Genomic DNA, 12,529 nt, shown 5'->3' on the forward strand with positions numbered 1-12,529 from the left:
CGTTGCCGCAGCTCAGGCCATGCGAACCCGATTGCGCCCCTGATCTTTCGCCAGATACAGCTGCTCGTCCACACGGTGATAAATTTCATCGGCTTCGAACGCTTCCTCCGGGTCACAGAACACGGCCCCGACGGACAGGGTCAGAATGCCCTGTGGCGCTTCCGGGTTGGCAATGGCGCAATCCGAGACCGCGCGACGCAGATTATCGCAATGCTCATAAAACACCTCTGCGGTCGGCATGGTGGTCACCACCATAAACTCTTCGCCACCCATCCGGAAAATGTAATCGCCACTGCGAGAAAAACGTATTTTCAACAGGTCCGCTACCTGCACCAGCACCTGATCACCATGCTGATGGCCAAAATAGTCGTTGATCTGTTTGAAGTAATCCAGGTCCAGCATGGCCGCACACAACGAGCTTTTCTCACGCTGATGGCGTCTGAGCTCTTTGGGAAACTGCTGATTGAAAAAACGACGGTTATACACACCGGTCAGCTCGTCTTCAATCGAGAGTCGCTCCACCTTTTTACGGTCGGTGATGTCGACCCGGGTGGCCCAAACCTGCCGGACCTCGCCTTTCCAGTCGCGCACCGGCGAGAACGTCAGTTCCACCCAATACAACTGCCCACTTTTTTTCCGACCCTGAACTTCGCCACGCCAGCGCTTGCCCTCCAGCAACAAGGCCAGAATCTTGTCCTGACGACGGCTGTCAATCTGATCGGTCGACAGGTCGAGATAATTCATGTCGGCCAAATCGTCACGACTGTAACCGGTCAGGCGCAAAAAACTGTCGCTGGCTTTGATCACGCGCATGGTTTCCAGGTCAATCAGGGTGGCATACGTCAGTTCGTGAATCTGATCGATGTAGGCCTGCTGACGCTTTTTCTGATAACGATACACCACCGCCAGAGCGATCAGGAACAAGGCCAGCAGCGCCACGGCTCCGGCCAGCTTCCACAGCTGCCTGCTGTCGAGTTGATTGACCACTTCCAGCCGAATCCAGCGATTGAAGATTTCCTGACGCTCCTGCTCGGTGATCGAATGCAGGGTTTTCTGAATGATGCTGAACAGAATCGGGCTGTCACGACGCACCCCCATGGCCAGTTCAAAACGCTGCTCCGACTGGCCGATCACATGCACCCCGGTCAGACCGTGCTGATTGATCGCATAATTGACGGCCCCCAGATTGCCGGAATAGGCGCGGGCCCGACCATCAATCACGGCTTCAATGCCTTCTTTGACCGAGCCCACTTTCAGAACACGGATGTCGGGAAAATGCTTTTGCATGGCTTCTTCCGACCAGTAGCCTTCTACCACGGCCACGGTTTCGTGATTCAGCTGGTTGTAGTCCTGAATATAGGACATGTCTTTGAGCCCCACCAGCACCATTGGAAACGACAGATAAGGCTGGGTAAAACGCATGTATTTCTGACGTTCCGGCGACCCTACGGCGCAGGAATACATGTCCACTTCGCCGCTTTTGGCCATGGACACCACTTCTGACCAGGCCTGGTCCTTGACCGGCTCGAATTTCACGCCCAGCCGATCTTCGAACAATGCCAGATACTCCGCCGCAATGCCCTGATAGCGTCCGGCCTCATCAACGAATTCAAACGGCTCCCAGTTAATGTCATTGCCAATCCGGATCACCGGGTTATGCATCAGAAACGCCTGCTCCTGAGGGGTCAGGGTCAGGCTGCTGGGCTGGAACATAAACGCTTTCCACTCAACACTGCGATAAGTGGCTTCGGTGATCAACCCGGCATCTCTGGCGCTGGCGGCCGTGGCCTTGACCTTGGCCACATCCACATCGCCAATCGGGGTATTGCCACTCTGCACATACTGGCGGGTCAGTTTGGCTTCCGAAAGCAGCGCGTCCCGGGATTTGATCACATCATAATGCGCCATAATGTAATCCACAACCAGCTCGGGGTTGTCCAGGGCATACTGCCAACCCCGAGCCGTGGCATCGCGAAACGCCTGCACCCTGTCCGAATGCTGGCGGGCAAAATAGCTTGAGGTGACCACCATGTCGCCATAGCTCTGCGAACCGTAGGATTTGGGATCAAGAACGTGGAATGGCACACCTAGTTGCTTGAGGCGATAGGGTTCGTTGGTCATATAAGCGGCGTACAGATCCACTTTGCCCTCGATGAAATCTTCCAGACGCCCACTGGCGGGGACCTCGACGATGGGCTGAGGGCTGAGTTTCTGAATCTGGCGCACCAGATTCATCACCTGCATGTTCTGCTGGTGCATCACCGTTTTGCCACCGGCTTCGGACAGGTCGGTAATGGGTTCGTGACTGAGCAGAATCATGGGCGAATACTGAAAAGCGCTCATCACCAATCGAATGGGGGCGCCTCGGGCAAAGTCGGCCACCAGCGTGCTGTAGCCCACCGCCAAATCGGCCTGCTGGGATTGCAATACCTCCGTCGGAGTCTGACGAGGATTCCAATTCTGAATCTCTACTTTCAACCCCTGATCCCGGTAAAACCCCTGCATTTGCGCGGCATAGAAGCCGGCAAACTGAAACTGGTGATGCCAGTTCAAACGCAAACGCACCGTCTGCAGCGACGACTCGTCTGCCACGGCCTGCGGTGCCTGAGCCGCCATACCCGGCTTTATCCATCCCAACATGACCGAGACAAGCAGACCAGTGACCAGCAACCATCGGGGTATGAAAGAACGCATCAGATTCATCAATATTTTCAACGAGCCAGGCACGTAACGTTCCAATGGCTCTGCGCTATCCACACATTCATAGTATTTTCCAGAAAAAAGCAACTCGGCAAGTTTACCAAATCCACGCAGGGATCACCCTAATTAAAACGGGTTTATGATGCCTGCTCCACTGTCAGAAAGGCCAGAAACCCACTCATCTCAAGTACCTGATATACCGGAGGTTGCACCTTCACCAAACGCAAAGATTCCCTGCGCTCGTCCAGACGCTTGGCCAGTCGCAGAATCATGCGCAACCCTGCGCTGGACATATAAGCCACCTCTCCCAAATCCAGAACCACGTCCGATTGATCAGCCAAAGCCAAAACCTCTGATTCCCATTGCGGCACACTCACGGCATCCAGGCGACCACTCAGTGCAAAAACAGAGGATTTCTGCCCATTGCCTTCAGGGTTTGCCGCGTCGTTTTCAATTTCTGACTCGCTCATTGGTTTTCCTTTTGTATATTGCAAACATTGCCAATCCTGTCAGTTTCAATCCGAATCTGTCAGGGCTTTCCACAAGGTCAGAAGATTGCATCCATTCTGATAACGCCAACGCCATTTGGTCACGCTTTTTCGTACAAAATGCAATCCCAACCCACCAATGGTCCGCTCAGAAAGCCCCTCTTCTGTCGGTACCGGCGGCTGTGCTGTGGGGTCAAAAGCCTCGCCCGGATCACGCAATTCAAACCAGATACACCCATCTTCCAATCCGCTCCGAATCCGAAACGACGCTGGCGAACCGGGATGATCCACGCCGTTGCGATTGTGCATAACACTGTTGGTAAACAGTTCATCGATTGCCAGTTCCAGCTGCTGCCGGGCACGCTCGCTGCAACCACTCTCCTGACATCTCTGAGCAACAAACCCAATCACATCCGGCAAAGCCTCAAGCTGCCAGGGAAAGTATTGCTCAACCATGGCCATCTGATCTGTTCCCGATATAAGCCAAACACAGCAACGTACGATCATCCGACACCGGCGCCCCTTTGATAAAACCACTGACAGACTGAAGCACTGTCAGCGCCATCTTATCCGGTGCCACCTGCCTGAGAGACTGACTCAGATCCATCAGCCGACCTTCGCCAAATGGCTCCTGACTGGCGTCAAAGGCTTCTGTGATGCCATCCGTGTACAACACCAGACGATCCCCCTGCGACAGGTTCAATGAATGGCATTCCCACTCAAGGCCTTCAAGCATCCCCAGCACCGTACCCCGAGCCTGATCCAGCCAGCGACCAGTGTCATCGGCCTGCAGCAGGAGCGGCGGATTGTGCCCGGCACTGGCGTAAGCCAAGTGGCCGCTATCAACCGCCAGCACACCCAGAAAAACGGTTACAAACAACTCAAGCGGGTTTTCCTGCAGCAACCGCTGGTTGACGCGATGCAGAATGTCTCCGGGAGTGGCCTCTGCACCCAGTTCAAATGCCGCATTCTGGATTTCGGTACGGCAAATGGCCATGAAGAAAGCCGAAGGCACTCCCTTATCGGAGACATCGGCCATCACAAGCACCACACGATTGTCGTCGATCAGAAACACATCGTAAAAATCCCCGCCCATTTCTCTGGCCGGTTCCATGGCCGCCGAAAACGCCAGCCGCCCTTCAATATCCGGAAAGCTTGTGGGCAATATCGCTTTCTGAAAAGTACGGGCCACATCCAGTTCCTGCGTCATGCGGTCGTTCAGGGATACTAATGCCTGGTTTTTCTGTTGCAGCAACCGGGTTCGCTCCTGCACTTTTCTATCCAGGTCCGCCTCACGCTCGCCGACGGTTGCCGCCATCTCTTCAAATACCTGCGACAGGCGGCCAAATTCGTCGTTTCGTTCGGCCAGCCCCTTCATATCAACGAGATCATAGCGCCCTTTGGCAACCCAGGATAGGGCTTCATTGATCACTGCCAGCGGCCGTGTGACGCGCCGGGACATAAATGCGGCCAGCAACAGGGCCGCCACAAGCACAACCAGCGTCACCCGTATTACGCTGTGAATCAGCGCAACCTGTGCCTGCTCCAATCGCTCTACCGGCAAATGAAGCAAGGTCACCCCCTGCAATCCGGAAACAGGATTGACCAGAGGGGCACCAACCACCAGCACATGATCTTGCATTCGCGTCCGTGTTGTTTTGCTTTGATAAATGGTTTCCAGCCAGTCCAGCGTCTCCGAGTCCAGCGCCATTTCTTCTTTTGCGCCTTTGATGCTGCCTGACGCCAGGGTTTTCATATTGGGGGACAAAACCCAGATGGCATTGAGCTTGCCCTGCCCGACCAGCTTCTGCACCATGTATTCCAACCCGACCTGTTTTTTCAGAGCGTGCAGAAAATCGGCATTGAGGCCGACCTCCACGATGCGTGGTTGATCCACCCCTGTAACCCCCACGTATTTAAACAGTTTCTGATCCAATTCTCTGGGCTGAGCTCTTTGCACCACTTGAGCCACATCATTGGTCAGCAGCGGCCAGAAGGCATGGGCCTGAGGCTGTTTCTCAGGGTTTGGATCAAACACAAACCCTTCTATGCCTACCGAATTATAAACCGCCTCGCCGAAGCTGTCTGTGACCCATATCTCATCAATCACGCTCCGCTCGGTCAGGGTTTTCAGCTCGGCGTTAATCACATCCTTCCCCAATTGTGCTGTTTCAGCCGTTGCCATCCATTGCGCAACAATCTGGGCTTGAGCCAACATTTGATCGCCCAGTATCGCTTCCACTTTCTGGGGGATTTCATCGGCCGCTGCCGCACTGCGGGAAAGCAGTTGCGCGATCAACTCTCCGTCCTTTCTGGCCTCATCAAGCACACTGCTGCGTGCCTGCCACCCCACAACCAGAGACACTGACAGTACAGACACCAGCACCACGGCCGTCACAAACAAAAGCACTCGATTACGATAATGCATTCAGTGACCCACTCCTGCTGTTGAAGATCCGTATTGCGACAGCATCAGTTGTTCAATCAAGGCCTGTTCTGCAAACACCCGATTTTTAAGCGTTTCAAAGGCGTCGCTCGCCGCCGTCACGCTGTGCGGAGGAATCTCAACGTGGTTTAAATACTGCAGGGACAAGGTCATTGGCCAGGGCGACATTGGCATCCAGCCGGACACGAAAAAGCCCAAGGTTTCCGCCACCGCAATGTTTCTCGGCGCTTGAGGATCGGCCAGATTGATTTGCAGATAAATCACATCCACCTTTTCGGAACTGAGTCGATACAACTCACGACTGAGCAATGCCACCAGATCGGCTCCCGCCTGCTGCAATTCAATCTGCGCAATATTCAAGGCCGCATTCAAATGCGATGACAATTGCGAGTTTGACCAGGCCTGGTGATTTTCAGGCGCGCCCGCCGACAAGACGCTCTGGTGTGCCAGTCGGCGTTGCGCCGCTAACTGCGATATTTCCTGCACCGCATTCGGGTCATCGGCCAACGCCTCATCAGAACCCACCACTTGAATGTCATCCACCTGCAAGTCATGAAACCCTGCCATTAAGGTTTTCAACCAGGCCTGGTGCCAAGCGGGAAGATACACGCGCTTTTCGCGAACCGTTTGAAAAAAACGCATCGAAATATAGGTGCTTTCACGATGCTGTGCCGACTCGTCCAACTGCTTGAATTTAATCGCTGGGGCAAAGCCCAGCTGTAAGGCGGTCGGCTGAAAACCGAATTCCAACGCCGTTTTTTGGGTATAGGGATGAATGGCCACCGCATGGGCAAACGCGACCTGAGCGTTCGATTTGCTCAACGCTTGCATTAGATGACGCACCATGGTTTTCATTAAACCGCGTCCGCGAAGACGCGGACTGACCACCGCCATGCCCCACTCCACCAACGGGTCGTCCGGTTTGGCGCGCATCAAGGCAATGTGCCCCACCAGCTCGCCCGAGGTCTCGCCAGCCACCACCCAACTGTCCAGTGTCTCCGAGGCAATCGCCTTGCGAATGCCATCGGGATAATAAAGGGTGTCATCGACATAGGTGTAGCCATAACTGCGGTACACCAGCCGCGACACCTGGATTTCCTCACCGGCATACAGCCGCCGCACAGGCGACAAGGGTTCGTCGGATACGCCGGACGCCTGTGTTTCGCTGTCGGTGACATTCTCATTGTCGGCATTGTCCGTTTCCAAAGCGCCTTCCAGGGTGGCAATATGTCCACCGGCCAGACGCCAAGCCAGTTCAATCGACACCCCCTCCTTGCCCAAATTCGATAACTGATACTGATCCACCACTTGTTTGAGCAAAAACGCTGACAAGCCCTCATCCAGCGGCGTGTTCAGCAAATCGGACTGGTGCGCCTGTCGCGGGTCATATTCGGGAATCATCGACCAGTTAAACGGCAGGCCACGGCTATTGAGCCGGACTTTCAAAAAGCCGTCTTCCAGCCGAACGTCCAAGCGAAACACCTGCGAATCGGCGTCCGTTTCGTCCAACGAAAACCGTAAAACCGTGGTCACCAGCTCTTCCAGTGCCAACTCCAGCTTAAACTGCTGTTGCACCGGAAAAGCTTGGCGTCCGGCAAATTCGGTCAAGGTCGCCTGAATGGTGAGCAAACTGTCCAAGCAGGCGGGCAATTCCAGTTTTAACCAGGCCTGCTTAGATGGCAACAATGCATTTTCAGGCATCAGGCATTCGACTCCGCACGGCGATCCACCACCCGCAGCAATTTGCCGGTACGGGGGTTGGTGTGCATGGCCTCCAGACCGATCCATTCCACCTCCAGCGGGCGCAACAGGTTTTGCCCCACCAAACTCGGGTAGAGTGTACGTTGCCGGTAAAACTCATCCCGCACTTGTAAACCCTGTTCGTGTGTCATCCCCTCGGGTTCGGCCACGGCCAAGCGCAAACAGCCGCCATCTTTTCGGTCAGCATGATCCACCACCACCTGAAAATTGATCACCTGTTGCGGTAAAGCCGCCTCATCCAGAATTTTCTGGATGTCTTCGATGTACACACTCACCGGCCCGATGCGCGCCACTTCCTGACTGCGCCCCAACAAACGGAAACGCCGCGCCGGTGTGCCGGGTTCATCCAACCATTCCGCACGATCACCGACCGGGTAACGCACCACCGGCATCAAACGGCGATTTAAGTTGGTCATATACAGAAAACCGGCTTGACCAGTGGCTTCGATGGGCTGCAAATCATCATCGAGCAATTCCACCTGAGTATGACCATCATACAAACGATGCACCCCGCGCTCGCAGCTTTGATCGACAAAGCCCAACTCACCGTAATCCACACCGGCCACGCCAATGGATTCGACTCGGCACCCAGGCAGCACCGCCTGCACCGCCGCAACCTGGTCGGGCTGCATGGGTTCGCCCCCATAAATCACTCGTTTGATAATGCGTTTTTCCGGCGGCATCTTGGCGAATGCAGGCAGCAATTTCATCATGGTCGTCGGCACCACTGCCAGGGTTTCAATCTTGAAAAATTCAATCGTATTAAAGATTTCTTCTTCGCTGGCCAGGCCGGACACCGGAAACTGCACCCCGACCCCCGCTTCTTCCATGCTGCGGGCGATGAACATAAAGGAGGCGTACAACTGACCACCGTAAAACAGGTTTGCCACCCGCTCATCCTTGCGCATTCCGGCACGCTTTAAGCCGTCGCCAAAGACTTGGCAGAAGGCTTGCCAATCATCATACGAAAAATACGAGTATTTTGGATTGCCCGTGGTGCCGCCACTTTTAAACACCACCGTTTCCGCCAGGTCTGCAGTCAGTACGCGATTGTGTTCAAACAGATTCGCTTCCCAAAAGGCTTTGGAATCCACCACCGGCAAATCGGCCAGCGCAATCGGCTGACTGGCATCCGGCCAAGCGTCCTGCCACAATTCGCGATAATACTGCGAATGCTGACGCACAAAGCGCAAATGCGCTAACAGGCGATCTGAAAAAGGGGCAAGCTCTGTCGTTTGCTGCGAGTTGTGTTGTGTTTCAGACATAATCCTTCCTTATCGATAATCGCACACTGGGCGAATTTTGCCACTGGCGCGCACGGTGTCCATTTGTTCGCGTGGCATCAACGCCACCGACACTTCCGTGCCCAAACCGGCCTCAATCATATAGTTGAGCACCTCATAATCGGCCACCAAGCGGTTTCGAACCGCCTCCGCTTCCAGACCGGCGTTGTCGAGCAAACAGACGCGAATTTCATTTTTCTGGTGACTCGGGTGAATCTGAACCTGCACCGGCCCGATGTAATCAAAGCCCTGTTCCAGAATGCGCACAAATTCACGGTAATTCAAAAAGGGACCACCCGCCTTGAAGAAATCCCCGGTACGGCCAGTGAGTTCAAACTTGGGATCCGTGCGTCCACAGGCGCAGGGTTCGGTGATCCAGCGCCCGGTATCCCCGACTTCATAGCGCTCAATCTGAGGCTGAATGCGATCTTTCGGGGTAAAAATCAGCCGTCCGATCTCGCCTACCGGCACCGGTTCATTGGAATCCATTGCCACGATTTCCAGCGACTTGGCGGCCGACAGCAAATGGTGTTGCGTGCCTTCACACGCCCAGCATTGATACCCCATGGGCCCAATATCGTTGGAACCATAGGACGCTGAACGCACCACCGTCACCCCATGCGCCTTTAAAAACGCCACTTGCGAGGCGGTCATGAGTTCGCCGCCGTAAAACACTTTTTTCAAGGAACCGTTTTTCAACCGCTCGCCACCGCGCTCAAACAGCGCAATGGCAAACGACGGCGGCGCGACCATCGCGGTGGCGTCAAAGCGCTGGATGACGTCAATCACTTCATCGTAATAATCGCCAAGACACATCGGCAGCTGCGGCACGCGCAACGTTTCCAGAATCGTCCAAAAGCTGATAAAACTGCCGTACATCTGTCCGGCCGCAAAAAGATTGATGACCCGGTCGCGCTCCGGATCCAAACCGGCGGCCACGATGCCATGGGCGGCAAAGCGCATTTGCAGATGGTAGTCGTCCCAAGTGAATTTTGACCAGATGGGTGCCCCGCTGGAACCGCCGCTGCGAAACACCAGGTCTGGCTGTTCAAAGGCTTCGGCCAAGGCGCGAAACTCGGGTTTGCCAGCAATGGGGGTCTCCGGCGTCGCGGTTGGGCGTTCAACGGGAGACGCCTCCAGTTCGGCCAAACGGCCGACGCCGCTTTTCGCCAACAGGTGTGCTGGGGCATCCACCGTCACTCGGCGGGTAAACCGCTGCAAGGCATAAACGCCGTCGTGCGGCGCACCCTGATAACCGCCCATCATTTCACCCGGGCGGGCAATGCGCGTCACTCCGGAACCCAGCAGATAACGGGTGACTTCCGTCAAGGAACCCTGCCCGCAAGCCAAGCCGCACGATTGCAACCAGGCACGCATCGGGCGCAACAGCATCGGAATCTGCCGGCGTTCAATCGGTCGAATCCATAAGGTACGATACAAGGGCGACGGGGTCAGGCCTGGGCGCTCGTCCAACAACAACCGCCAGGGCGATTCGTTATTATCCGATTCCCATACCTGCGTCACCCCAAACGCCTGCTCGGCTTTGGCAATGGTGGTCACGGTGGTGATTTCCGCCTGTTCCGCCAGGCCTGGTATTTTCGTGGGTAAGGTGTGCGCCTTGGCTTTGAGCGCCGCGGCCAGGTCTTCCGCCACTTGGTTCAAACGCGCGCGGTCACCTTCCACCCACAAGGATTGCGGGCTGGAGCAGGCCTGCTGGTCCAGCCGACACATATCCAGCATCGTGCCCTCAATCGCCTGCTGATAGGCCGTTTCGTCAGCAAACAGATCCTCAGCGAAATAGTTAAAAGAAATTTTATGCCCCCAGGCAATCACGCGCGTGCCTTCGCCGGTCATGTCGCGCACGGCGGCGACCGCCTTTTCCCCACCCCAGACGGACACCGCATCCGACTGATCGAAAAAGGTTTGCAATAAGTCCTGATCGGACGACGACACGTGCACCACCGCCACATACTGCTGCAAACGCCCGCCCGGGTCAGCCTGACACAAGGCCTCGGCAAACAGCGCGGCAAACGCCGAGTCGCGCGCGCTGAGCTTGACCACATTCAGATTGCCCGCCAGCAACGATTCCACCAGCCCCAGCGCGGCCACCAGAAACACATTCGCCGGCATAACGTGCGTCACCAGCCCAACCGGGTACCAGGCTTCAAATTGCCGGTCGGGATAACGACGCTCCAAATCACCAGGCCTGGCGGTTCCCAGTTCGCTGAGCAGTTTTTTCTGCAAAGTGGCCTTTTGCAAATCCGACGGCATGGCGCGAATCATGTCACGCGCTTCCTGCGCATCCATATCCGTTGCGACCGCCGCCACCAAGCTGTCAAACAAAGGCGAGTCGGTGCTGAGATCCGCCGCCACCCGTTCGCAGGCCTGGTAAAAATCATCATATGGAAAAGGCGCGTCCAACGCCGCCTGAACCACGTCCGGCAACTGAGCCGCCTTGTCCGCCAACTGGGCGTGATCGAGCCACGTCCCAAACCAAAAATGCTGTGCCATCTTCTGTTTTATCCCCGTTTTTTTGTCGTCTTAGACGTCTTGATCGCCTTAACCGTTTTGATTACGTCCGATCATCACCGTTCACTTCAACATTTCCGCAGCGGCCACCGCGCAACTCTTGTTGGCCGATACCCCGGCGCGCCCCAGTATTTCAAACCAGGGCGTCGGCGGTTCTTCGGCATCCGCCAGATCCGGCTGGTGCCAGACCGCCATATCGCCCATCACAATACTGTGCGCGGGCACAGAGGTAATATAAGGCGACACAAACGACAAAAACCCTGGTTCACCAGGCGGTAAAGGTTGCAGGGTTTTCACATCCCGAATCACCACCCGCGACCAGATCGGCTGGTGCAAACGGTGTTGACGAGAGGTGACGTAAGGAATGCTGTGCTCCACCGAGCCGAAACTCTCAATCACCGACGTCTCAGGAATGCCCAGCCAGTGCGCAATCTGGGCGCGCATGTCTTCACGGGAAATGGCCTGATCGGCATGGCCTTTCCAACCACCGCCGAACATCACCCAACTGCCTTCCGGCAGCCGCAGCGGCGCTTCGTTCATGGACGCCATCCGTTGCAGAATAAAATGCAAAAACGCCGGAAAACCGATAATCCGCACAGGGGTATCGCCCTGCGCCCATTGCTTGAGCTTGTTGATGGCACCGAAACCGTCAAACTGATGACCTTCCGCGCCCAGATAGCGCAGCGCCCAAAACTGCTCTGCCACCGGCGCAAACTGCATCAGAAACTGGTTGGTGTTGGAGGTGCCGACCTTTAGCCCTTCATACGGCTCATAGGCGTTGACCAGATAATGCGCGGGTTGATCGGACATGACGCCACGTTGTTCCATAATGCGTAGCACCATGTCACGGGCGTGACCCAAAGTGAATTCATCAAAAAACATCTGACTTTTCTGCCCGGTGGTACCGGAAGAGGTGAGGGTTTTCAACTGCCCCTGGTCAGGCAGAGACAACACCTGATTGCGTTTGAAGAAATTGGCGTGAATCGGCGGCAAGGCCAGCACATCATCCATCGTTTGAATCTCGGCGGCTTCCACCCCGTTTAATTCGGCAAAACGCCGATACCAGGGGCTTTGCTGCTGATGCCAATGGGTGATGTCACGCATGGCTTGAATAAAAGGCTGATCCGTTTGCGCATTGGGCAAATAAGGCTCTCTGCGTTGGCAGAAAGCGGCAACGGATTCGGGGGCAGGCGACAGGGGTTCAGAATCAGACTGGCTGAACATGAAAGGATCCTTATGATTACTTAGCGTTTAGTGAAATATAATCATACATTTTTTAAGGACCGTTTTCATGCAAGTTTCATGTAACTTTTCAGGTCCGA

8 protein-coding genes are annotated in these 12,529 nt (G+C 55.4%); all 8 read right to left on the reverse strand.

The window, feature by feature from the left end; translation table 11 throughout:
• Positions 1-12: 12 nt before the first annotated feature.
• A complete protein-coding gene (locus A377_RS0103080) occupies positions 13-2,640 on the reverse strand; it encodes a transporter substrate-binding domain-containing diguanylate cyclase (RefSeq protein WP_169338005.1) in 2,628 nt (875 codons plus the stop codon).
• A 197-nt stretch (positions 2,641-2,837) separates the two neighbouring features.
• Positions 2,838-3,170, reverse strand: a complete 333-nt coding sequence (locus A377_RS11715; RefSeq protein WP_019894694.1) for an STAS domain-containing protein — start codon at positions 3,168-3,170, stop codon at positions 2,838-2,840.
• Positions 3,171-3,215: 45 nt separating this feature from the next.
• Complete coding sequence (locus A377_RS0103090) at positions 3,216-3,650, reverse strand: ATP-binding protein (RefSeq protein WP_019894695.1); 435 nt, start codon at positions 3,648-3,650, stop codon at positions 3,216-3,218.
• On the reverse strand, positions 3,637-5,616 hold the full coding sequence (locus tag A377_RS0103095) for a PP2C family protein-serine/threonine phosphatase (RefSeq protein WP_019894696.1): 1,980 nt from the start codon (positions 5,614-5,616) through the stop codon (positions 3,637-3,639). The genes A377_RS0103090 and A377_RS0103095 overlap by 14 nt, the downstream gene beginning before the upstream one ends.
• Positions 5,617-7,335 carry a GNAT family N-acetyltransferase gene (locus A377_RS0103100; protein ID WP_019894698.1) on the reverse strand — a complete coding sequence of 573 codons (1,719 nt, stop codon included), beginning with the start codon at positions 7,333-7,335 and terminating at the stop codon, positions 5,617-5,619.
• Entirely contained in the window at positions 7,335-8,660 is a 1,326-nt protein-coding gene (locus A377_RS0103105; protein ID WP_019894699.1) for a phenylacetate--CoA ligase family protein, read from the reverse strand. Before A377_RS0103105 ends, A377_RS0103100 begins: the two co-directional genes overlap by 1 nt.
• Before the next feature lie 9 nt (positions 8,661-8,669).
• Positions 8,670-11,189, reverse strand: a complete 2,520-nt coding sequence (locus A377_RS11720; RefSeq protein ID WP_019894700.1) for an aldehyde dehydrogenase family protein — start codon at positions 11,187-11,189, stop codon at positions 8,670-8,672.
• Positions 11,190-11,270: 81 nt separating this feature from the next.
• Complete coding sequence (locus A377_RS0103115; protein WP_019894701.1) at positions 11,271-12,431, reverse strand: LuxE/PaaK family acyltransferase; 1,161 nt, start codon at positions 12,429-12,431, stop codon at positions 11,271-11,273.
• Positions 12,432-12,529 lie beyond the last annotated feature (98 nt).

The organism is Hydrogenovibrio halophilus DSM 15072 (assembly GCF_000384235.1).
In the GTDB taxonomy this organism is placed as follows: Bacteria; Pseudomonadota; Gammaproteobacteria; order Thiomicrospirales; family Thiomicrospiraceae; genus Hydrogenovibrio; species Hydrogenovibrio halophilus.

Bases quoted from the DNA above. Each gene is read 5' to 3' on its own strand.
- A377_RS0103080 (WP_169338005.1), bottom strand. From the start codon at position 2,640: ATGTTGGGATGGATAAAGCCGGGTATGGCGGCTCAGGCACCGCAGGCC.
- A377_RS11715 (WP_019894694.1), bottom strand. From the start codon at position 3,170: ATGAGCGAGTCAGAAATTGAAAACGACGCGGCAAACCCTGAAGGCAAT.
- A377_RS0103090 (WP_019894695.1), bottom strand. From the start codon at position 3,650: ATGGCCATGGTTGAGCAATACTTTCCCTGGCAGCTTGAGGCTTTGCCG.
- A377_RS0103095 (WP_019894696.1), bottom strand. From the start codon at position 5,616: ATGCATTATCGTAATCGAGTGCTTTTGTTTGTGACGGCCGTGGTGCTG.
- A377_RS0103100 (WP_019894698.1), bottom strand. From the start codon at position 7,335: ATGCCTGAAAATGCATTGTTGCCATCTAAGCAGGCCTGGTTAAAACTG.
- A377_RS0103105 (WP_019894699.1), bottom strand. From the start codon at position 8,660: ATGTCTGAAACACAACACAACTCGCAGCAAACGACAGAGCTTGCCCCT.
- A377_RS11720 (WP_019894700.1), bottom strand. From the start codon at position 11,189: ATGGCACAGCATTTTTGGTTTGGGACGTGGCTCGATCACGCCCAGTTG.
- A377_RS0103115 (WP_019894701.1), bottom strand. From the start codon at position 12,431: ATGTTCAGCCAGTCTGATTCTGAACCCCTGTCGCCTGCCCCCGAATCC.